The sequence below is a fragment of the Lelliottia sp. SL45 genome (assembly GCF_026672535.1).
Taxonomy (GTDB): domain Bacteria; phylum Pseudomonadota; class Gammaproteobacteria; order Enterobacterales; family Enterobacteriaceae; genus Enterobacter; species Enterobacter nimipressuralis.
This window is the reverse complement of sequence record NZ_JAPPRH010000015.1, coordinates 154,392-176,403: the sequence shown is the minus strand read 5'-3', so window position 1 is coordinate 176,403 and position 22,012 is coordinate 154,392. Positions and strand designations below refer to the sequence as shown.

Annotated in this window: 26 protein-coding genes and 3 pseudogenes; 23 read left to right on the top strand and 6 right to left on the bottom strand. The window is 52.7% G+C overall.

Translation table 11 applies throughout. From position 1 onward, the window contains the following. The first annotated feature begins 498 nt into the window (after positions 1-498). From OVA10_RS26030 to OVA10_RS25960, 15 genes and pseudogenes are all read left to right on the top strand, one after another. On the top strand, positions 499-1,230 hold the full coding sequence (locus OVA10_RS26030) for a helix-turn-helix transcriptional regulator (protein WP_268197262.1): 732 nt from the start codon (positions 499-501) through the stop codon (positions 1,228-1,230). After that, entirely contained in the window at positions 1,227-2,306 is a 1,080-nt protein-coding gene (locus OVA10_RS26025; protein ID WP_268197261.1) for a glycosyltransferase family 4 protein, read from the top strand. Before OVA10_RS26030 ends, OVA10_RS26025 begins: the two co-directional genes overlap by 4 nt. Before the next feature lie 186 nt (positions 2,307-2,492). Then, complete coding sequence (locus OVA10_RS26020; protein WP_268197260.1) at positions 2,493-3,173, top strand: hypothetical protein; 681 nt, start codon at positions 2,493-2,495, stop codon at positions 3,171-3,173. 91 nt (positions 3,174-3,264) lie between these two features. Continuing rightward, positions 3,265-4,084: pseudogene (locus OVA10_RS26015) on the top strand (DUF932 domain-containing protein). Positions 4,085-4,354: 270 nt separating this feature from the next. After that, on the top strand, positions 4,355-4,840 hold the full coding sequence (locus OVA10_RS26010; protein WP_202783711.1) for an antirestriction protein: 486 nt from the start codon (positions 4,355-4,357) through the stop codon (positions 4,838-4,840). An 11-nt stretch (positions 4,841-4,851) separates the two neighbouring features. Next, a complete protein-coding gene (gene radC, locus OVA10_RS26005; protein ID WP_268197259.1) occupies positions 4,852-5,331 on the top strand; it encodes a RadC family protein in 480 nt (159 codons plus the stop codon). A 19-nt stretch (positions 5,332-5,350) separates the two neighbouring features. Beyond that, entirely contained in the window at positions 5,351-5,572 is a 222-nt protein-coding gene (locus OVA10_RS26000; protein ID WP_202783713.1) for a DUF987 domain-containing protein, read from the top strand. Positions 5,573-5,595: 23 nt separating this feature from the next. After that, on the top strand, positions 5,596-5,964 hold the full coding sequence (locus tag OVA10_RS25995) for a type IV toxin-antitoxin system YeeU family antitoxin (protein WP_233458490.1): 369 nt from the start codon (positions 5,596-5,598) through the stop codon (positions 5,962-5,964). 5 nt (positions 5,965-5,969) lie between these two features. Continuing rightward, on the top strand, positions 5,970-6,200 hold the full coding sequence (locus tag OVA10_RS25990) for a hypothetical protein (RefSeq protein WP_202783714.1): 231 nt from the start codon (positions 5,970-5,972) through the stop codon (positions 6,198-6,200). Between the two features lie 61 nt (positions 6,201-6,261). Further along, the gene (locus tag OVA10_RS25985) at positions 6,262-6,642 is read left to right on the top strand and encodes a TA system toxin CbtA family protein (protein WP_268197258.1); all 381 of its coding nucleotides are present in this window, start codon (positions 6,262-6,264) and stop codon (positions 6,640-6,642) included. Further along, positions 6,639-7,130 carry a DUF5983 family protein gene (locus tag OVA10_RS25980; protein ID WP_268197257.1) on the top strand — a complete coding sequence of 164 codons (492 nt, stop codon included), beginning with the start codon at positions 6,639-6,641 and terminating at the stop codon, positions 7,128-7,130. The genes OVA10_RS25985 and OVA10_RS25980 overlap by 4 nt, the downstream gene beginning before the upstream one ends. A 25-nt stretch (positions 7,131-7,155) precedes the next feature. Further along, positions 7,156-7,356: a hypothetical protein gene (locus OVA10_RS25975; protein ID WP_202783717.1), complete on the top strand. Its 201-nt coding sequence runs from the start codon at positions 7,156-7,158 to the stop codon at positions 7,354-7,356. Between the two features lie 68 nt (positions 7,357-7,424). Continuing rightward, the gene (locus OVA10_RS25970) at positions 7,425-8,273 is read left to right on the top strand and encodes a DUF4942 domain-containing protein (protein ID WP_268197256.1); all 849 of its coding nucleotides are present in this window, start codon (positions 7,425-7,427) and stop codon (positions 8,271-8,273) included. Positions 8,274-8,362: 89 nt separating this feature from the next. Further along, the gene (locus OVA10_RS25965) at positions 8,363-8,626 is read left to right on the top strand and encodes a type II toxin-antitoxin system ParD family antitoxin (protein WP_174341547.1); all 264 of its coding nucleotides are present in this window, start codon (positions 8,363-8,365) and stop codon (positions 8,624-8,626) included. Then, positions 8,623-8,919 (top strand): type II toxin-antitoxin system RelE/ParE family toxin, encoded by a 297-nt coding sequence (locus tag OVA10_RS25960; protein ID WP_202666365.1) that lies wholly within the window; start codon positions 8,623-8,625, stop codon positions 8,917-8,919. The genes OVA10_RS25965 and OVA10_RS25960 overlap by 4 nt, the downstream gene beginning before the upstream one ends. Positions 8,920-9,395: 476 nt before the next feature. Here OVA10_RS25960 and OVA10_RS25955 read toward each other — a convergent pair. The 3 genes and pseudogenes from OVA10_RS25955 to OVA10_RS25945 form a co-directional block, all read right to left on the bottom strand. Next, positions 9,396-9,494 (bottom strand): annotated as a pseudogene (locus OVA10_RS25955) (Hcp family type VI secretion system effector); the annotation flags it as partial. A gap of 21 nt (positions 9,495-9,515) precedes the next feature. Continuing rightward, the gene (locus OVA10_RS25950; RefSeq protein WP_268197255.1) at positions 9,516-10,844 is read right to left on the bottom strand and encodes a type VI secretion system ImpA family N-terminal domain-containing protein; all 1,329 of its coding nucleotides are present in this window, start codon (positions 10,842-10,844) and stop codon (positions 9,516-9,518) included. A gap of 10 nt (positions 10,845-10,854) precedes the next feature. Further along, positions 10,855-11,304 (bottom strand): annotated as a pseudogene (locus OVA10_RS25945) (type VI secretion IcmF C-terminal domain-containing protein); the annotation flags it as partial. 42 nt (positions 11,305-11,346) lie between these two features. Here OVA10_RS25945 and OVA10_RS25940 point away from each other — a divergent pair. From OVA10_RS25940 to OVA10_RS25915, 6 genes are all read left to right on the top strand, one after another. Further along, a complete protein-coding gene (locus OVA10_RS25940) occupies positions 11,347-11,814 on the top strand; it encodes an RHS domain-containing protein (RefSeq protein ID WP_268197254.1) in 468 nt (155 codons plus the stop codon). Positions 11,815-11,824: 10 nt separating this feature from the next. Continuing rightward, positions 11,825-12,052 (top strand): RHS repeat-associated core domain-containing protein, encoded by a 228-nt coding sequence (locus tag OVA10_RS25935; RefSeq protein ID WP_321196223.1) that lies wholly within the window; start codon positions 11,825-11,827, stop codon positions 12,050-12,052. Continuing rightward, a complete protein-coding gene (locus OVA10_RS25930; RefSeq protein WP_123428493.1) occupies positions 12,036-12,329 on the top strand; it encodes a hypothetical protein in 294 nt (97 codons plus the stop codon). The genes OVA10_RS25935 and OVA10_RS25930 overlap by 17 nt, the downstream gene beginning before the upstream one ends. After that, entirely contained in the window at positions 12,319-12,753 is a 435-nt protein-coding gene (locus OVA10_RS25925; protein WP_268197253.1) for a type IV secretion protein Rhs, read from the top strand. Before OVA10_RS25930 ends, OVA10_RS25925 begins: the two co-directional genes overlap by 11 nt. 1,481 nt (positions 12,754-14,234) lie before the next feature. After that, positions 14,235-14,561, top strand: coding sequence for a hypothetical protein (locus OVA10_RS25920; protein WP_268197252.1), 327 nt, complete (start codon positions 14,235-14,237; stop codon positions 14,559-14,561). A gap of 254 nt (positions 14,562-14,815) precedes the next feature. After that, complete coding sequence (locus tag OVA10_RS25915) at positions 14,816-15,040, top strand: SDR family oxidoreductase (RefSeq protein ID WP_268197268.1); 225 nt, start codon at positions 14,816-14,818, stop codon at positions 15,038-15,040. 9 nt (positions 15,041-15,049) lie between these two features. On the opposite strand, the gene OVA10_RS25910 is transcribed toward OVA10_RS25915, so the two are convergent. Next, on the bottom strand, positions 15,050-15,703 hold the full coding sequence (locus OVA10_RS25910; RefSeq protein ID WP_326493415.1) for an alpha/beta hydrolase family protein: 654 nt from the start codon (positions 15,701-15,703) through the stop codon (positions 15,050-15,052). A 376-nt stretch (positions 15,704-16,079) separates the two neighbouring features. Here OVA10_RS25910 and OVA10_RS25905 point away from each other — a divergent pair, with 376 nt between their 5' ends. Together OVA10_RS25905 and OVA10_RS25900 are read left to right on the top strand one after the other, a co-directional pair. Continuing rightward, positions 16,080-19,112, top strand: a complete 3,033-nt coding sequence (locus tag OVA10_RS25905; RefSeq protein WP_268197250.1) for an autotransporter family protein — start codon at positions 16,080-16,082, stop codon at positions 19,110-19,112. Between the two features lie 116 nt (positions 19,113-19,228). Continuing rightward, positions 19,229-19,843, top strand: a complete 615-nt coding sequence (locus tag OVA10_RS25900) for a DUF2238 domain-containing protein (RefSeq protein ID WP_268197249.1) — start codon at positions 19,229-19,231, stop codon at positions 19,841-19,843. A 39-nt stretch (positions 19,844-19,882) separates the two neighbouring features. Here the strand turns inward: OVA10_RS25900 and OVA10_RS25895 are convergent, their stop codons facing one another. Beyond that, positions 19,883-21,112 (bottom strand): PDDEXK-like family protein, encoded by a 1,230-nt coding sequence (locus tag OVA10_RS25895; RefSeq protein WP_268197248.1) that lies wholly within the window; start codon positions 21,110-21,112, stop codon positions 19,883-19,885. Positions 21,113-21,139: 27 nt separating this feature from the next. Beyond that, positions 21,140-21,931, bottom strand: a complete 792-nt coding sequence (locus OVA10_RS25890) for an HNH endonuclease (protein WP_268197247.1) — start codon at positions 21,929-21,931, stop codon at positions 21,140-21,142. Between the last annotated feature and the right edge of the window lie 81 nt (positions 21,932-22,012).

The following is a 22,012-nucleotide window of genomic DNA, read 5'->3' as shown; positions in this document are numbered from 1 at the left end:
CACCGACTCAGAACAACAATGTTGACAATAAGCACGCGGGTCACGTTGTTCTCTTCAACGACAACGCTCTGAACACGTCTGCGTTTCAGCACGTTGCCTGCAAAATCCCTCTCTTTTTCTTCCGCTCCGCGCGCCAGTATTGATATGTCGCGACCGGTACGGTACGCATTCGTCTGGTCGTAACACCATTCCAGAAAATCTCACGCCCATATTACTCATGTGAAGAGCAGGAAGGACCGCTTCCGGCATCGCTGTCACAGGAGTTCCCCGAACGACACATTTCTCCGTTTTTCACTGATTTTCAGCACACCCATCCATTAGCCGACAGTGCGTGTCGCGATTATCGCCACGTACACCGGCATTACAGATTACATCCCTATATTTCAGCGCATTACCTCACGCCGACGCCATGCGGGTCACCGGTCTTCAGCGACAAACCCTGACGGGACTACCCGGCATAATGCGCGCGTTAAGGAGCCATTCAGTCACGGAGACACCATGTTTAACGAAACCGATCCCCGACACGATCGGCTTGCCGTTCGTCTGTCGGTCATTATCAGCCGCCTGATGGCCGGAGAATCACTCAGCATTAAATCCCTCGCCGCGGAGTTTGGCGTGTCTGAGCGCACGCTGCAGCGGGATTTTCTCCAGCGCCTCGCCCATCTGGATATCACTGCCGACCGGGGCTGCTACCGGCTGCGCGGCGAACAGCAGCCCGACCGTTCACCGGCCGCGCAGTCCTTTATCCGCAACACGGGGATAGAGCACATTATCCCGGCAAAAGACAATTCGCTTCTGCATATCCTCTCAGACGAGTCCTCGGCCTCTCCCTGCCTAATCTGGCACGCGCCGCTTAACACGCATGCGGCCCTGCCGGAGTTCTTCAGCCGTCTGGTGAGGGCCATCAGCCAGCAGGTGAGCATCGGCATTATGGTGGACGGCAGGCGTCACGACGGGCTTGAGCCTTACCGGCTTATCCACTTCCGAACGGAGTGGTATCTGGTGGCCTGCCGTCAGGGGAGCCTGCGCGTCTTTGCCCTGACGGGCATCAGCAGCGTCACCCTCAGCGGCCGGCGATTCACCCGTCGCGAGGACATCTGCTATTTCACGGCGGGCGAGCGTTTTATTTCTGCCCTGCCGCATTTTCCGCTTATCAGTGACGTACTGCGCACATTTGAGACAGGACGTTACCCGCCGGGAGCGGAGGCTCCCCTTCAGGACGCAAAATGAACATCCTTTATACCAATTTTCATCGCGGGTCTGGCGGCGGCCATGATACCTATATCACCTCCCTGGTCGCCCGCAGCCCGCACAACGTATTTGTGGCCTGCCCGCCCACCTCATCCCTTTACCGGACGCTGGAGCAGCAGCGCTTCAGCAACCTGTTTCCCCTTAGCTTTCCCGGAAAGCTGAAGGAGCTGCCGGCGGTTATCCGCAACGTCAGGGCGCTGAGTCGCCTCATTGACGGGTACGAGATTGACATCGTGCACACCAACGGTTCACCCGATAACCGGCTGGCGCTCTATGCCAGAATGCTCTGCACCCGAAAATTTCGCACCGTACTGACAAAACACAACTCCTTTCCGGTCAGCGGACGGGTATCACGCTGGCGCTTCCTCAGGGCCAATGATGCCGTGATTCTGGTCAGCCACTCCGTCACGCAGACCCTGGGTTTTCCCGTCAGCGCCCCGGGGGTTCACGTCATCAGGAACGGCGTTGATACCCGGTGGTGGCAGCCACCGGATGAGACTGACGCGCCTGTATCTGACAGGCTGAGGCTGGTGAGCATTGCCGGCACCGCCCCCTACAAGGGCTGGCACTATTTACTCCGGGCGCTGGCCCTGCTGCCCCCCGCTGTCAGGGCGCGCTTTTCCGTCACCATTGCGGGACACACGCCCCCGGACGAGAGGCTGCGACGCCTCTGCGGCGGCCTGCCCGTGGAGGTAACCTTTACCGGATTTTTGTCCGACCCGCGCCCCCTGCTGGCGAAGTCGGATATCGGATTTGTGCTGTCGGATGCGGTTGAAACAATCAGCTTTGCCTGCCGGGAAATGATGGCGGCCGGCCTGCCGGTCATCGTGAGTGATTTTGGCGGGCTGCCTGAAAACGTCACCGCAGGGACCGACGGCTGGATTGTTCCGGCGGGAGACGAGCGTGCGCTGGCAGCGTTACTGACGTGCATAAGCCGCATGCACGCCCGTGATATAGCTGAAATGAAGCGCAGCGCCCGCCGAAAGGCCGTGGAAGAGTTCGACATCAGCCAGATGGTCGGGGCCACGAACCAGGTTTACGCCTCACTGACCTGAGCCCGCCTCCGCCGTCGCTGACGCGCACGGCTTCTTCGCAACCCTCCCCCGTCAGAAGCAGAAAATACCCGCCCGGACCTCCGCCAGGATGTCCGGGCCGTCGTCTTATGCCCCTGAAGGGCACCACCGGCCGGTTCCGCGTCACAGCGGAGCCGGCTTTCTTTTATCCGTACACCCGGAGGTTTTATGTACCATGACGCCCCACCCGACGAATACGATACCCGCCACGACGATGTGCTCAGCGAACCGTCCCCCGACACGCCACGAGGCCTGCAGGCCGTTATGGGCTGGCTCTATGACCGCGCAGTCAGCGGCATCGCAGGCATTGAGTCTGCCGCCACCCTCGCTGAGCGCTACCTTGACGACGCCGGCGGCGATGCAGCCCTTGCCGCCCGCAACATGATTCGCTGGGAGAGCATCAAGGCCGGCAGCAGCGGCTTTCTCTCCGGCGCAGGCGGCCTGGCCGCCCTTCCGCTCACCCTGCCCCTCAATATCACCAGCGTGCTCTTTATCCAGACCCGGCTGGTTGCCGCCCTCGCCTGCCTCGGCGGACACCGCCTCTCCGACGAGCGTATCCGCGCCCTCTGCGGGCTCTGCCTGTGCGGCAACGCCGCAAAAGCCCTGCTCCAGGACATGATAATGAAGATGGCGGAGCAGTGGACGCCCGTCCTGACCTGCCGGGTTGCGGAGAAAACCCTGGTGCTCATGCTCGCCCGCACCGGGATGAGCACCGGCGGCCAGCTGGTGCGCCTGCTCCCGCTGGCGGGCGGGGTGGTCAGCGGCACCGTGGATGCGGTCTCCACCCGCACCATCGGCCACCTGGCCTTTGACACCTTCCTGCACACGCCGGCCCCCGGGCAGCCGTAAGCCCGGCCGTCATATCCTCACGCTTTAAAACCGGGACCGTCCTCTGCGGGGGACGGCCCGCTCTCTCATGCCAGCAATAAGGAGCCCACAGATGCGCTTAGCCAGCCGTTTTGGTCACATTAACCAGATACGCCGTGACCGTCCGTTAACCCGCGAAGAGCTGATGCAGCATGTTCCCAGCGTTTTCAGCGAAGACAAGCACGCGTCGCGCTCTGAGCGTTACAGCTATATACCGACGATTACCCTGCTGGAGAACCTGCAGCGCGAAGGGTTTCAGCCGTTCTTTGCCTGTCAGTCACGGGTTCGTGACCCTAATCGCCGGGAGCACACAAAGCACCTGCTCCGCCTGCGTCGCACCGGTCAGATAAACGGTCAGCATGTGCCTGAAATCATTATCCTTAATTCGCACGGTGGCGAGTCCAGTTTTCAGTTACTTCCGGGCATCTTCCGAAGCGTGTGCACCAATCAGCCTGGTCTGCGGCCAGTCGTTTGGCGAAATCAGAGTTCCGCACCGCGGCAATATCGTCGGGAAAGTGATTGAAGGCGCTTACGAAGTACTCGGCATTTTTGACCGGGTGGAGGAGAAACGAGAGGCTATGCAGTCGCTGCTGTTACCCCCACCTGCACAACACGCGCTGGCGAACGCCGCACTGACGTACCGTTTTGGCGAAGAACATCAGCCGGTGACCGCCGCGCAGATACTGACGCCCCGCAGGTATGAAGACCGTCAGGACGACCTGTGGACAACGTACCAGAGGCTGCAGGAGAACCTGCTCAAAGGCGGCCTTCCCGGGCGTACCGCGAAGGGCAAACGCAGCCACACCCGTGCCGTTAACGGGATTGATGGCGACGTTAAGTTAAACCGTGCGCTGTGGGTGATGGCGGAAAGCCTGCTGGAGAGCCTGAAGTAATGCCGCACATCCCCGATGGCGTAATTCAGGTTGCGCCATCTCCGCTTTCACTGACCCACCGGACAGGCTGCCGCTCCATCTCCGATGACGACCTGTGCGCCTGGTGCTCGCACCTTCTTTACCGACCCGGTGAACTCAGCCTGTGCAGCTTAAGCCTCCCGGAGGGGCACTGGCCGTCACGCTGTGATGAGGATGGCTATGCGCAGTCCTGCCCGTCACTCCGGCTTAACCAGCATCCCCAACCCGATAAATAAACAAGGAAAAACTACCATGACCGACATTATTAACCTTAACGATACCCTCCCGTCACAGTCACAACCTGCCGGTGCCGGTACTGAACCAGAGCTGACCGCTACTCTAGTACAGGACGAGCAGCGCGTGGGCTTCTGGCCACAGCACTTCGGCAGCATACCGCAGTGGATAATCCTTGAGCCGACTGTCTTCGCCTGGATGGACCGCCTCTGTGCAGACTACAGCGGCGGCATCTGGAATTTTTACACGCTGAGCAACGGCGGGACATTTATGGCCCCGGAATCTGATAATGACCGCAATGAGCCCTGGTCGCTCTTCAACGCGATGAACGGCAACGACGCAGAGATGAGCGCCGAAGCCGCAGGCATAGCCGTCAGCCTCATGGCATACAGCCACCACGCCTGCCGTACCGGCAGCGAGGCCATGACCGCGCACTATTACCGCCTGCGGGACTACGCCCTGACTCACCCTGAACGCAGCGCCATTATGCACATCATCGACTGAGGTATGCCGCCATGGAACAACAGTTACCGCTGTTTGCCCGTGAATTAGCCCCTGCTGACCAGCAAACCATCAGGGAAGCCTTAACCCTGCTGGCGTGCCAGCTACGCGAACCTGGCGTGGCATTTACATCCAGCAGCTCAGTACGCGACTGGCTACGCCTGCAGCTTGCCACGCTTGACCGCGAAGCCTTCACCGTTCTGTGGCTCGACAATCAGCACCGTCTGATAGCCCACGACACATTGTTCATCGGGACGATTAACAGCATCACCGTCCATCAGCGTGAGGTCGTTAAATCCGGACTGAAAAATAATGCCGCCGCTGCCGTGCTGGCCCATAACCACCCGTCAGGGGAAGCTGAACCAAGTCAAGCCGACAGGTTAATCACCGAACGCCTGAAACAGGCGCTGGACCTGGTTGATATCCACCTGCTGGACCACCTGGTGGTGGGGGGTATGGATATCGTCTCGTTTTCGGAACGTGGCTGGCTGTGAAACAAAGGAGAAGGCAACGATGAAAATCATCAGCAAACGCCAGGCGATGGCGATATACCGCCAGCACCCGCAGTCCCGGCTGTTTCACTTCTGTAGCGGAAAGTACAAATGGAGCGGCAGCGTCTGCCACTATGCAGGCCGGGAGGTACAGGATATTAGCGGCGTGCTCGCGGTCTTCGCGGAGCGCCGCCAGGACCGCAACGGGCCGTATGTCGTATTGCGCAGCGTTACCCTGAATTAACTTAACTTTAAGGAGAACCCACTTTGTCGAATCAAACACCGGCAGCCCCCCATGATATCAGCGAACCCTGGTGGGGTCTGCAACGCAGCGTGACCCCGTGCCTGGGCGCACGGCTGGCGCAGGAGGGCAATCGCCTGCATTACCTGGCCGACCGCGCCAGTATTACCGGGACGTTCAGCGACGCCGACTTACGCCATCTGGACCAGGCATTTCCACTGCTGCTGAAGCAACTGGAACTGATGCTCACCAGCGGTGAGCTCAATCCCCGTCATCAGCACAGCGTCACGCTGTATGCAAAAGGACTGACCTGTGAGGCCGACTCCCTCGGTTCGCACGGGTACATCTATATAGCGATTTACCCAACACCACCAGAAGCACAACCCGGAGGCTAATCGCCATGCCGCACGCCTGTAAAATCAGCGAGGTCATTGAACGGCTGCAACAGCATCAGTACGACGACTTCGTCCTGTGTTCGGTCTGGTTCGAAGACGATGTACGCAATGTGGATGACGCTGTTACCACAGAAGAGGCCAGAGCGGCATTACGCCATGCTGCCAGCCATCACGACGCAGAACAGGGCATTAACTGGTTCACACTGGAGGCCGCACCTGACGCCATCCGGCAGTAACGTACCACGTTAAATCCCTCCGCCATTCATTCCTTTCATTTATTTAACAGAGATAACTTTAATGCGGATTTTACCTGTATCCCGAAACCGGGAGGCATCGTCACGCCTGTCATCTGTAGAAATCTGGCAGCAACTTCTTACGTATCTGCTGGAAAGACATTACGGCCTTTCGCTTAACGACACACAGTTTGGCAACGACGGTGTCATTCAGCAGCATATCGACGCCGGGGTTTCACTGGCAGATGCGCTCAATTTTCATGTTGAAAAATATGAACTGGCACGAATTGATCGTCCCGGCTTCTCCATTCAGCATCAGTCCCCTTTTATCGGGGTAATTGATATTCTCCGGGCCAGAAGGGAAACGGGTTTGATGCAACGCAACGGGTATAAAAGGATCACTCATCTCATCGCGGGTAACGCAGTTCAGGAGCAACATTCATGAAACTGTCCCTCACAGTGGAAGCCGATACCGTCAACATTCTGGCCCTCAACATGGGCCGGATCGTGGTCGATATCGACGGTATTGAACTGGCTGACCTGATCAATGTGGTCTCTGATAAGGGTTACTCGCTTCGTATTGCTGATGCCCCTGGCAAGCTGATTGTTGAAGATCCGCTTCCATCTGTTACTCGCGTTAACGGCATCCAGTGCAGTACAGCGCATATCACTCCCGAAGATAACACGATTCTGGATCAGGCCTCTGTTCAGCATCACGACGGCAGCAACAGCGACTGGGTACTTTACACCGGCTACGGCTACCTGCTCAGACTCAACGCTCGCTTATTCCCGGTGCTGGAGCTCAAGAGAATGGGGTTATCAAAAGCCTTTCGTCGTTTGGTTGTTACGCTTATGCGCCGTTACGCTGCTGGCATCATTCATCTGGATGCTGCCGGAGAAGTTCTGCCAGGCTTCGCCACATTCGGCTGGTAACCCCCACTTATCACAGGATACTTTCATGCAGCAGTTAACCACCGAAGCCGCTCTCAACATTCTGATTGAGTGGCTGCAGGACAACATCGATTGCGGTACGGGGATCATCTTCGACAATGGCGAGGACAACACCGATTCCGCCAGGCTTTTACCCTGGATCGAACAGGCGCGAAACGACGTACGCGATCTGCGCCATCTCCGGCTTCTGCAGAGCGCCCGCGCCTGAACGTGACAGACGCCATAAGCGCCAGCCCTTACCGGCTGGCGTTTTTGTTTATATATAAGGAAGACACAATGTCAGACATGATCCACACTGAACCTGAAGTATTAACCGGGCACACCGGTGTGATTTGCTCCACCAGCATCGAACGCATTGTCACCGGGCGTCACGCTGCACTGGCGCAGATTAAAGCGCTCATTCAGCAACTCGACGATATCTCAGCACTGACAGCCAGTATCGGCGGCGGCAGAGCGAATGAGTGGGCAGTACGCCAGTACCGTTACGACTGCTGGCTGATGGAGAAGCCAGAATCAGCGATGAAAGCCATCACCCGCAATCTCGATCGCAGCCTCTGGCGCGACCTGATGCAACGCTCAGGTATGCTGGCGCTCATGGACGCTCAGGCGCGTGACCAGTGGTACAGCAGCCTGGAAAAGGACGATATTCCCGCTATCTGTGAAGAAAATATCCTCAGCACGTTTAAACAATTGCACCAGAGCAAAGGCGAGGTGTTTGAGCGCGGGGTGATTAATGTGTTTAAGGGTCTGAGCTGGGATTATAAGTCGAATCACCCCTGTAAGTTCGGCAAAAAGATCATCGTGAACGGACTGGTGAAACACGACCGGTGGGGATTCGGGCTCAACTGGGGCTGGCAACGCGATCGGTTAGCAGATCTGGAGCGTATGCTGATGATTCTTGATGGAAAGCCTGTTCCCGACAACCGGGCCGACGTGACCCGTCGGTTAGGCGATCATATCCATGAGAACAGGCACAGCAACCGCTATGAAGATGAGATGTTTGTGATTACGTATTTTCAGAAGGGGACGGCCCATATCGTATTCAGACGACCGGATCTGACAGAGAAGCTGAACGACATCATTGCAAGGCACTATCCCGGCATGCTGCCGGAAAGCCAAACATGAGATAACCGTTAAATACCAGCAAGTGCACTTGAGTCAGAGCAAGATAATAACTATTATTAACAGATAGTCAAAAAGCAGGAGATTGAATCATGCCAACAACTGTCGCCCTTACTCCGTATTTCGAAGAGTTTATTCGTGAACAAATCCAAAGCGGACGTTACAACAACACCAGCGAGGTGATCCGCGCAGGGCTTAGGGCTCTCGAAGAGAGAGAACAACAAACGATGATTGAGTCGCTTCAGCATGCAATAATCGCTGGCATTAACAGTGGTGAGAGTCATAATGCAGAAGAAGTCTTCGGTCGTCTGACCAGAAAATACAAAATGATGGCATCAGGGACCCAGAAAAAATGAAACTGGGTATATCGCCACTGGCGGAGCACGACCTTGAATCGATTGGCGACTGGATAGCACAGGATAATCCTTTACGGGCGATCAGCTTTACCGAAGAGCTGTACCAACAGTGCCTGTTGATCGCTGAAGCCCCGTCACACTACAGAGAAAGGCCAGAACTGGCTCCAGGTATAAGATGTTGTACTTACGGGCGCTATCTTGTCCTTTTCAGGGTACTGGATACAGAGGTCCGTATTGAAAGGGTGATGCATGGTTCGCGTGATATAAGCAAGGCACTGTCAGAACCTTACTAAGTGGAGAAAGTAGTCTTTAACCAGAACCTGGTCTGTAATGGTAAAAATCACTATACTTTCCATCTGCTTCGATTCCGTCATTCAGCACATCGAGCAAAGCCATCCTGGAAGCTAATGACGGGATGAGTTTAGTAGCATGATATGCAGACAGGAATCAAATTTGAGATGGGGGCCTCAAAGGGGGCCTCTCATTTAAAAAACACAGAAAAAATCTTTAATATCAAGGCGATTGAACCTGTAGTTTCATTCCGAGTCCGGGCACCACTATTTAGAAAAACCAGCCTTAGGGCTGGTTTTTTGCTTTCTGGCGTTCAGAACCCCCATCCTGGCCGATCCTTTCAAGTTCACGCAGCCATGTTGGCGCTATCTATCAATGCCTATCATCGGCTGATCGATGCCGGGTATGGAAACGGATGCATCCCGCGGGCGCGAAGTCACCCCACTGGCGAAGAACAGGCGTCATTTGCCGCCGCTGGTAATTGCGCCTTATTTCCAATGGAGTCCAGCGAAGAACAGCCAGCCGAGATCAGCCCCTGAAGTTCACCGTTAAGAGTTAGATAAACAAGATTTGCCATAATAAGTTCCTCGGGTCCGGATTATTTCCCGGCACTGGTTTCGTTGGCTGCCGTTTCTGGCAGAGAATGATTTTTTAGCAATAGCCAGCGGCTTGCTACGCCCTCCAGCCGCTCGTTAATTTCTGTTTCCAGCGCTTGCGTATTCTGCCCCTGCGTCTGGGCATCCTGATATTGCGTCAGCAGGGATTCCAAAGGGGTTTCCTCACCTAGCCCTCGCTCTGCCTGCCAGACCACATTTTTAATGTAGGAGAGTGTCAGCCCCTCCTTTTCGCGTTTCATCACCAGGTCAGCAAAGGCGCGTAAATCCTGTCGCGTCTGCAGCCAGCCCCGGAGTTGTGGGCTGCTACTGGCGCGTGTTTTCACCGTCTCAGTCCACCACGCGGTAGCCTTTTGCTGCTGCTGACTCCCCGGCCAGCGGCTACTCGCAGTGCGAGCCATCAGCATTCCTGTTTCCAGCGGCTGCAGTGCGGAGGTCTCTGACTGTTGTTGCAGGCGATGCTGATAGCTATCCAGCATGGGCGAAACCAGCCATAACGATGCGACTCCTGGCCCGCTGTCCTTAACCTGCGAAAGGATCTGCTGCGACGGATAAAACTGCCACCACCAGAGTGCAGCGACGATAGCTGCGCTATAGGCGATACCCGCAATAAACCCTTTAATCGCGCAGCCCGTTTTTTTTGCCGGACTGCGCACCGCCACCGTGATTTCCGGCAGTTCAGGCAGCGGAGGCATCGCGTCTGTCGAAGCTGACGAGATGCTCTCCGGCGCGTAAACCAAAGTTCTGACCGTGTTCTGCGTCTGGGTTTCGGCAAGGCTTTTAGACTGCGGCTCCAGCCGTTTACGCGTGTTCTGCACAAAATAGAGCAGATTCTCAACGCGTGGCTGACGCTTAAGCTCCACCTGCTGGAGTTTGTCGCAGATGAGCTGCAACGGACGTTCCGCGCGATACAGCAGTGGCAGATCGGCTGGCGCGAAGGACATTTGCTGTCGCAGAACATTGCCGGTGCGAATATTCAGCCAGTCGAGCATTTCGGTACGTGCTGTACCGCCCTGCGGCCAGAATTTGTCCCACTCGTGGCAAATCATCGCCGCCAGCAGTTCCACGCCCTCACAAAAGCCTGCCAGACCCTGAGTGCGGGTTCGCGCCAGGGTGAAGTAGGTCGCCGTATGCAAATCCACACCGTTGGATTTGAAAATCGACAATGCCAGTGACGCCACCAGCCGCCAGTTCAGCTCCGGCTGTGACGGATGATTAGCTTTATTAATTTCCTCCCGGATTGCGCTGAACTCGGGCAGATCACGAGGATCGCTGCCGGTAACGATGGTCTGTGTGAGTACGTCATTCTTCATCCCTGCCTCCTCAGTAGAGCGTGTCCGGTAGCTCGAACTGACTGAACAACCCACCTGCGTATGGATTGTCTTCCGTATCCGTGTGTACGCGATAAACCATCGCCCCGCCGTCCACGGTAAAACGCACGCTGAACGTACCGTCCTGCACACCTGTTAGCTGCCCCGCCCCGAACAGGCGGAACTGAGCCCACGGACCGCTGAAGCTGATGCTGCGAGGGGAATTGCCGCTGGTACCGATAAGTGTCAGTTTGCTTTCATTGCCTTCACGCATATTGTTCGGCCACACCAGATGCGCGGTGTAGTTGCGCCCCTGGCTGTAATCCACTAACTGGCCGTCGAGATTCAGCACGCTGCGGCGTTTGTTGCCAGATAATGACACGGTCTCTACCGCAAATTGCGCACCTAAGCCGTTCTGTTTGCTGAAGAAAATATCGCGAATTTTTTGTGCAGCTTCCAGTTGCTGGCGGATACCGGAAAACCGGAGGAAGGTAAATTTGTCCGGGTGGTTAACGCGCATAACACCACCTGGAAATACGATGTGAACGGTCGTCTGGTGAAGAAACTGGTCGATAAAGGCGGCTACCGCCCTCTTCTCTGGCGCTACCGCTGGGACGCCCGGAGCCAGCTGACAGGTATCGAAACGCCAGATGGCGAACGCTGGGAATACAAATACGACCCGTTCGGCCAGCGCATCAGTAAACGCTGCACCAGCCACAACAAACCGGGGATGGATTTTCACTGGAACGGCGACCAGCTCACCGACGAAATTCCCGTCGGCTCTGACAGCAAACCGGATGATGAAAACGCCGTTCGCTGGATATACGAACCAGGCAGCTTTACGCCGCTGGCGCGCTACAACAAGGGCCATCTGCACTATGCGGTAACGGATACGGTCGGGCGCATCCAGGAACTGCTGGCCGAAGACGGCACCATTGTGTGGCGGGGAAAACAGCAACTGTGGGGCCGGTAAGAGAGTGCAAATGACGCTAACGTCTCATGCAGACTGCGTTTTCCGGGCCAGTATGAGGATGAAGAATCCGGGTTGTATTACACGGTACTATGATTGTGAGACTGGGCAGTATATAAGTCCGGACCCGATTGGGTTGGCGGGTGGGATAAATCCTTACGGGTATGTGCATAATCCGTTGGGGTGGATTGACCCGCTGGGGTTGGTTTGTTGTGCATCATTCGATGCAGGCAATGAATAAAGCCCTAAAATGGCTCGAAGCCAAAGGATTTAAAGCAGAAAGAGTTAATACTGGAAAATTTGGAGCCACGAAAGGTAAAGCTGTAAGTATGACCACTGCTGATGGGAAAACTGGCTTTAGAATCGAATATGACGATAGAAGTGGAGCTCATATCAATGTTTTTAGCGGCAAGGATAAGGGAGATCATTACCAATTTGATGCAATTGAAAAAACAACAACCAAACATCAAAAAGATATAACCACCCTTCAAAACCAAGGAGAGGAGAATGACACTTAATGATGAAATTAAATTGCTTATTGCCGACCTTCCAAATCCACCTGAAATAATTGATGAATGGGAACCAATTGCCGATTACTTATCGGATATGTTTGAATGGGCTGGTTCTAAGATTGATTGGGATAAGACCATTAGCCACTCATATCAGAAGCTTACAAATGATAAAAGATTTTGGCCTTCTTTAGTGATAGCTTTTATCAACAGGCATTATCGATTCTGCGACTCAGAAGAAATTCTTTATATAAATGACTCCTCTTTAGATTTTGCTTTGAAAATTTCGGCAGAACAGTTTAATCATACGTTGGCTTTATTAACATACCAAGTTCCGCAACATCATTATTTTTTTGCCCCTAAGACGAAGTGGTGCCTTTCTATTACTTCTGAAGGTTATGTAGATTTTGGTTTCTCTAGCATTAGAAAATAACATTTAAAAAACTCCTGTGATAATCACCATATTTATCATGAAAAATAAAATTGAAGACAAACTACTTCTGTTCAGAGCAAAAAAGTTTGCTGTTAATCTTGAAGGACTCAACTCTTTCTCTATATATCCGCTAGACAACGATATTTTTTATGGCATAGAGAAAAGTTAAAAACAGCCTATGCCATTGACAATAGAAATCACAAGATTTCCCTTGAACAACCAGTAAAGATGAATGAAATAATTAGGACTATGACATCCCTATTAAAAATAGAAAAAACTTCTTGCTGTCTTGTTTTTGAAGGCAAAAGTGTAATATCTGCCTGTGTAAATGATTTTTATTCATTTATAACAAGCGTATTTAGACTAAACAAAACATATGATATTTCACTACTATTTCAATCACCGGACAGAGTGATTTCCATAAGTGACAACGAGTATGATGTTGATTTCTATTATGTAAAAAAATAGTTTATCAAACACTGGGAATACGTTCCTAGTTTTGTTGTTTACTCTCTATTAAATTACCTGCGGAGATGCCTTTATCCCGCTCACAGGTATCGAAAGCTGGGAGCAGTTTGACCGGCACATCTGTAAACGCTGCGCCCTCCACAACAAACCGAGGAAGGATTTTCACTGATATGGCGACCAGCTGACCAACGAAATGACGTTCAGCTCTGACGGCAAACCGTATGATGAAAATGCAATTCGCTGGATATACGAACCGCTGAGTTTGACGCCACTGGCGCACAATGAAAAAGGATAACTGCATTATGCGGTGAGGGGTACGGTTGGACGCATCCAGGTGCAGCAAAACGAAGACGGCACCATTGTCTGGCGAGGAAAACAGCAACTATGGGCCGGGAAGGAAGTGCGAATAACTCCAACTTTTATACGGACTACATTTTCCCCACCAATATGAGGATGAAGAATCCGGGTTGTACTACAACCGCTTCCCATACCCTGTTTGTGAAACAAGCAATATCTGAGCCCTGATCCGATTGGGTTATTGGGTGGGGTAAATCCTTACGCGCATGCCAATAATCGACTGAAATTTATTGATAGGCTTAGGTTGTATAAAATTTTAGCGCCAGAACGCGACAAATCCAAATGTTGCAAGTTGATGCGGGGTAACATAAGCCCCAAAAGTTGGGAGAAGTTCCCCTCGATTGGTAGAGATAGTTCGTTTATCACGGATAAAGAAGCTACCCTAAAATATTTCAGTGGTGTTCAGAATGGTGAGGTGACTATTCCTAATCATTAGCGGCAAATATTGTAAAAGATATGGAATTAAATTCGGGTTCTTTGAATAGTGGGTTTAGCATCAGAAAAATTGATGGATTTCACGATATAAAATCGCGCAGCCCACTGAATGGTAAATATTATTTACTTGGTCCTGGTCAGCATTTACCAGGAGATACTCCTGAAGTAGTCATAAATTCTGTACCGACATCAACACCAGTATCTATAAGGGTTAATGTAAATTGAATAAGTTACCGCCTAATGCGATCATTATTACTGACATTGTTGGCGACACTGTAAAAATTATGGTTTGCGGGCAGGACTTGATTAACAGAATGAGGTCAATAGGATTTTCATGTTCAGATGAATCTATGATTATCCATGTTAATAATGAACAAAAAAACATCATAATAAGTCAATTAATCAATGAAGGTGCTCTTTTTTTACATGGAAATGGCTGGTATCCATCAGAAGTAATGGAATGCAACAAGGATCAAAAAAATTATTTTGGTAAGTATAAGATTATATATTGGATAGATAAAAACACATATCAAATAGAAGAGCGATAACATATCCCATCTCCCCTAAATTAAAAAGTTTAGCACCATTCCTAACAATGCCTTCTTAATCTGCTTATAAATGGCTGACCAAGCCATAACCCGCAGCAATGACAAATACCATTGCGACGACTCCGGCTAGCTGATGTTCTTTACACGGCCTTCAGGCCTGAAACGTGGCGCCACCGCCAGGATGTTTCGGGCAACTGCAGGAACTCATCCCGCCACAGGCAATACCAATATGATGCCTTCAGCCGCAGAATCATATTGATACGCTCGGCAATCAGGCGTGGTTTGATTCTCACCCTGATGCGAAAGCGGCCCGTGAACGGACCATTAAAAAACACCCCGTAGGCCGCATTGGTCTCCCGGAGGAAGTCGGCGAATTATGCCTGTTCCTGGCGAGCGAAAAAGCAGGATTTATCGCCGGGACCACCATCGTTATGGACGGCGGTCGTAGCGCGATCATGCAGGATGAAGACGATTTCTGAGTCGTTCCATTAACAAGCTGGCACACCTTTCACCAGCCATTGCGGCCAAATGGCTGCCCAGTCGGAGCCATGCGCCATGCCGCTTACCACTGCTGTGTGGGTGCAGGTTCCACCTGTCGCCTGCACAAAACGACGGGCGACCTCGGGGGGAACTGTTTCATCCGTGTCGCCGCTGAGATGCAGCTGTGGAATGTGCTCCAGCTTGCTGGCATGGTCGATGGCGCTCAGTGCGTCAGGCATCGCGCTCACATGATGCAACTCGTTGACATAATTGACATCGAGATTACCCGCCACGGTGCGCAGCACCCGGACATCTCCACGCCGTTCGGCCAGTAGCGCCGCGATATTACCCCCGCCAGAATATCCCGTTAATTCAAGCGTCACGCCCGGATAACGCGCCGTAAAATGGCTTAGCGCCTCGTCCATCGCCTTCAATACCTGCGGGGAGAAACGATCTGCGGTCCACCAGCGAACACTGCAATACGCAGGCAACGGTAGCCCTATAAACTGACATGGCCGGCCCAGATAGAGCACACTGGCGTGAGTATCAGCGGCAGCCAGCTTCAGGCCAACGGGATTACGCGGAGTCGGATCGTCCGAGGGCCGCGTGCGGCTTTGCCAGGCAAATCCATCCCCTTCGATGTAGACATGCAGTGACGTCACTGAGGGTGCAATTCGACTCCAGCTGGCAATCAAAAAGGAATCTGTTTGAACATTTTCTCTGGTAAGACCTGCATCCTGCGCAATCTGGCTTGCCGTCTCCCGGGGTTCGACAGAAACGCAGCTCACGAATAAAAAAGATAAATTAATCAATAAGGCTGCAAAGAATATATTCTGTTTAACCCGCAAAGCCATATCTCACCCTAAGTTAAATTAAAAGCAACACAAAATTTATGGAATTATTTCTCGATGAAATAATTAAGCAAAGCTTATTGTTTTTTGCAACAAATTGTATATTCTGCGCCCGAACAATATCGGATTAATCCGAAGTTTCTCCATCTGCATTCTTACAACAATCGCAACTTTGTGACGGCTCACCATGAGAAAAAAATACCTTAGCCAGCTGATTTCTTTGCTGGTGGCTTCAACAGCGGCACAGGGGCTGCTGACGACCCATTCTATCGCAGCATCAGACGTCATCATCGACACACCAATGTCCGGCCTTCAGGTGCTCGGCTCAAACGATGTTATTCGCGTGACCAATACCGGCTCCCTTAGCGGCGCGCCCACAACCGCGTTAACGCTTCAACAGGGGGCGACGGTCACTACATTCACCAACGAAGGCCTGATCACTGATATTAGCGATAATAATCTGCCCTTCAGTATGAATGTGGTTCAAATTGACGGTACAGCCGGTACATTTGAAAATAACGGCATTATCCAAAGCGTTAATCAATACCATTATGGCAGTATCGTCGAACTGAGTGCGTCGGGCGTCGTGGATAATTTTATTAACCGTGGCATGATTCAAAATTCGCTGAATAATTTCAATATGGGGATGGATAATACCGGCTCCGTCGAAAATAACGGCCATATTCTTAATCTGACGAACACGGAAACCGGAACCATTACCGGCTACCGCGGTATTAATAACCTCGGCACTATTGATAGTCTGACCAATGCCGGCGTAATTACCGCTGCGAATAACAATTTTATGCCGATGCCCGGGCAAAACGGCGCGATTTATAATCGCGGGATCATTGGTACGCTGCATAATACGGGCACACTCCAGACCGGCACCCTCAATTATTTCGGCAGCGCCGGGGTGATTAACTGGGGAACGATCAACACCCTTATCAATGACAATCTGATCAGCGGTAGCGCAGACGGCATTACCAACTATGGCACCGTAGGCACCCTTGAAAACAATGGCCGCATTGCTGCGATCAACAATGGTATTTTCGCCAGCAGCTCCGACGGCAAAGCAATCGCCGAGATCGTGAACAACGGCGAAATCTCGGGCGGCTATTACGGTATTTACCTTGCCAGCTACAGCAACCAGAATCCAGCCACGCAAATCATCAATAACGGCACCCTGAGCGGCGGCAACTCTGCCCTGTATATCTACACGGATACCAACGCCAGCGCGGATATTACGCTGACCAACAACGGTGTGGTGAAAGGCGATATTTACTCCCAAAGCGCAGCACCGTTACTCATCAATGGCGGTAGCACGACCACGGGAACCTTAACCGGCCAGAACGGGACAGGCACCCTCACCAGCCAGCACTCAGACGTCATCTTTGGCACCGGTTCACTGCTGCTGAACGATAACGTGAATGCGGCCACGGTCCAGAACCGTGGTGCGTCCTTGCAGGTCAATACAGACATAACAATTGCAGGGGATTACCACCAGAAAGCCGCGGCAGCGCTGATTTCAGGTATCTCCGATCTGGCAACTCAGAACGGCACGCTGATGGCCGACACCGGCTATGGCCGTCTGAATGTCACCGGCAATGCGACAATCGAAGAAGGTTCCAGCATCAACCTGGTCCGCACGGGTGGCACGTATCAGTTCGCGGAAGGCCAGCGCTATGTGGTGATCAATGCCGCGGGATCGGGCACCGATTACAACGCCGACAAGCTGAACTACAGCGCGATCGGCTATCGTGGCGCCGTGAGTGGCTCCGTTTATGAGACAGGGACAGACAAAGCGCTGGTCTTGACCGTGGGCGCCGAGCCTCCGGTTGTGACGCCGCCTGTTGTCACGCCACCGGTTGTAACACCGCCTGTTGTAACACCGCCTGTTGTGACACCGCCCGTTGTGACGCCACCGGTTGTAACACCGCCCGTCGTGACGCCACCGGTTGTAACACCGCCCGTCGTGACGCCGCCGGTTGTCACGCCACCTGTTGTGACGCCGCCCGTTGTAACACCACCGGTTGTGACGCCGCCAGTGGTCACGCCGCCGACTCAGCCAACGCCAAAACCTGCGCTGGCGACGATCCCAAGCGCCACCGCGGCATTGGGCGGTCTGACGAACTACACCGGGATCTCCTCTCCGCAGCTGTTGGATCTGTATAACGCCTCGTTAGCCATCCAGGGCAAAGATGAAGCCAACCGCGCGGGCGAAAAACTCTCCCCAGGCCAGAACATCAACACCAGTTCAGCCGCCGCCGTGGCGACCTCTACCGCTCAGGCGGTTGTGGGCGCGCACATTGATGCCGTGCGTAATCCGCACACCTCCGGCACCAGCGGCGTCGCGACCGGTGATGACTACACAAGCAACTGGATCGTCTGGGGTCAGCCGTTTGGCGGCTATGCGCGTCAGGACAGCAGTGCTGAAATCAGCGGATACACGGCGAAATTTGGCGGTCTGATTCTGGGCGCCGACCGCTCGCTGGGTGACGACTGGCGTCTGGGCGCCGCCGTGAACTACAGCAACACCTCCGTGCACGGTAAAGGCAATCTGAGCGGTAACACCTCCACCGCCGACAACTACGGCATCATCGGTTACGCCGGTTACACGGGCGATCCGTGGTATCTGAACCTCTCTGCCGGTGTAAACCGCCAGAACTACAGCTCGGTTCGCCGCGCAGATTTCACCGGCTTCTCCGGCGCTGCGCAGGGTAAATTCAACGGTCAGTCCGTCACCCTGCAAACGGAGTTCGGCTATCCGGTCACGCTGCCTGCCGACGTTGTCGTCACGCCGCTTGCCAGCCTGACGTACGGGTATCAGCATGTGGATGACTATAAAGAGACAGGCGGTAACGGCATGGCGCTGGATGTGGGCAGTACCCATTCCCAGTCTGTGGTGAGCGATATCGGTGCCCGCATCGAGAAAACCTTCGCGACCGGTCTCGGCAGCCTGACACCGTTCGCGCAGGTCTCGTGGATTCATCAGTACGATAACCGCCAGGTGAGCAGCCATGCGACCTACGCCGCCGATGCCGTCGGTGAAACCAGCTTTATCACCAAAGGCGCATCGCCGGTGGAAGATATGGCGGGTGTGGCGATCGGCAGCACGCTGTACGACGCCAACGATCTGAGCCTGGACGCGCGCTACGATCTGCAAGCAGGCGAGCGCTATCAGGCGCATACCTTCAGCCTGCGGTTGCGTAAGATGTTCTAATTGCTGTGAATAAAACGGGGCCGCACATGGCCCCGTTTTTTTTATCATGGCCGGCAAAACATTGAGTTTTTCATCGGGCGCGTTAATAGTAGTTCTTTTCCCGATAAGAAAATGCCATGAGCCAAACTGCACTCTCCTCTGCATTAAAGGGCGGCGCGCTGCTCCTGCTGCTGATCTTGATTTATACCGGCCTGTTTACCGGGGACCGCGTCACCTGGCTGATGGAAGTCACCCCCGTGGTCATCGTGGTACCACTGCTGCTCGCCACCCAGAAACGCTACCCACTCACTCCCCTCCTTTACACGCTGATCTTCTTCCACGCGATCATTCTGATGGTCGGCGGAATGTACACTTACGCCAAAGTGCCCATCGGTTTTGAGGTTCAGGAGTGGCTGAATCTGAGCCGCAACCCGTACGATAAACTCGGACACTTTTTCCAGGGGCTAGTGCCTGCCCTGGCGGCGCGAGAGATTCTGGTGCGCGGCGGTTACGTCAATGGTCGCAAAATGACGAGTTTTCTGGTGTGCTGCATCGCGCTGGCCATCAGCGCGACCTACGAGCTGATCGAATGGTGGGCGGCGCTGGCGATGGGACAAGGCGCGGATGATTTTCTCGGCACGCAGGGCGATCCCTGGGATACCCAGTCAGATATGTTCTGCGCCCTGCTCGGCGCGCTCACCACCGTCCTGCTGCTGGGGCGTTTTCATCAGTGGCAGCTGGAACGTTATTAAAAACGATAAGAACCCGCCTCGATTGGCGGGTTGTCTCAATTAACGCATCAAGTCCAAATCCATTTCTTGATAAACACGCAGAATAACGTCCCTAACGGCAGCAAAAATACTGCTCTCTCCACGTTCACCCAGGGTCACCCATACACTACCGTCGTTGCCCCAGCTGCGCGGAATACGATTCTGTCCAAGCGGGTCCATATCCCACGACCACCACGCACACCATTTACTGGATTTTGGTATCGAACCCTGGAAAAGGGTACACATTGCCTTGTAGAGCATGTCGTTCTGACTTTTCTCTTCTTCCCTCGCAGTGACCCCGAAGTAGAGATTGTTGTAATTCCCATTCGAAAATTCCCAAAAAAGAGAGCGCTCACTTTTGGGATGAAAAAGAACGTGGAAACCACCAAAACGTACGGAAGGATCTTCCTCAGCATTAATTATTAAGGGATAATCAGAAAAGTATTCCCTAAGTGCATCGATGAAATCAAAAAACACTCTCTTTTGAATTTCTGGAATTTGATTAGCGATAATAAATGCAGACTGAATACTCTCTTTATCTTTCAATATTATCTCAGACAATCCTTGTGAATCATTCATTATGTAATCTCCATTCACTGATTCTCTAATAAATTCAATTAGTGACTCTACGAAAAACTTTACATTATTGGCTTTGATATATGGCACAGTTGATGAAAGCCATTCGACAATATTGAAAAAGGAAATTACAACAATATGATCGCGGATATCAGATGCGGCAGTCACAGGGAGTGCCTTTGGAGTAGGGGGCGTGTTGCTAAGATAGATTAAGGACCAGGGTTGATTTTTCTTCAGTAACCATTCGCCATAATCGACTAACTGACGTTCCTGATCAGCTGCCCAAGGCTTATTTTCTAACGCGATCAGCCCACTCTTGCCCGTCAGCAGTACATCGATTCTTCGTCCAGTATCCGTTAATACCTCCGTAAAGGATCGCACATCATGACCAAATGAAATATTGGCTTTGTCTTTACCCGAATTTTTATTAATCAGTTTGATAAAGCCGTCGAGGAATAGCCTGGACTGTCCATGCGCCTCACCGGGATCAAGCAGAAATGCAAAATATCGTGATAGCGCCATTTCATCCTTCTGCAGCCACGTCATCAGACTAAAGTCAGGTGCCAGTTGAGCCTGATATCGTGATTTAGAAAGTTGTCTAACCTCATTCCATCGAGAGATACTCTCTAACAGTGCTGCGACTGAATACTTTTGTGCGCCATCCATGCCTTGCATATTACCGCCTGATACCAGATTAAAATATCACCCTTGTTTACCGGTAATAAAACGCACCGGCTTCAGAGGGGTCCTTAGTAGTTGATTATGCAACCTGGCATATCTTGGCTCGTTTTGTGCCGCCAGAGAGAGTACGACTTTGTTATTTTCAAAGCTCAGATGATCGTTATCAAATAACGTGTGCAGATCGGCAGCAAGAGCGATGCCATTTTCAATCGCATAGGTTCCTTTAGTAGCATGACTTTCAATATGGCAGGCTTCAAGTGCCAGAGCAGACCCTGTAATTGCACATCTATTTTCCCAATTAGCCATAATACTCTCACGGAACGCCTGCTGCCCGTTGCGAACTTTGAGCATTCGCAGACCATCTTCGCGAAGATGGACTTGGTCAGGAGCAAGGTCTGTCATGTTCACCAGACTGTTTAAAACCGCAACAACTTCATGATCCAGGGGAGCCTGGAAAGTTGCCCCCTGACGGCAGAAATGCTGTTTAAAGATACTTAGACGAGAGTCACCTTTGATGTCGGGTAATTTTCTATTTAACGCCTGCTCATCTAACACAATAAATGCATTATCCTGGCTAATTTTCTCTAATCTAAACCTGAAAGGATAAACGCTCTCAGAGGCCTCATAATGACCAACGATCTCATACAGGCCACAAAGTTTGTATTCTTGCTGCTTCTCCGGATGCTGAATGACAAAAACGCGATCGCCTTCTTTGACGCGTTGCCAGGTGGATACTCGACTGACTCCATAACCCTTTTCATACTCAAAATCATCGCTGTTCGTAGGGCCATGATAGGCGTAGTAGCAGTTCATACTGATATCCTTATTATTGATAATAAAGATATTATCGGCACGGCTATCTCTATTCTTAAGCATTAATACCAAAATTATTCT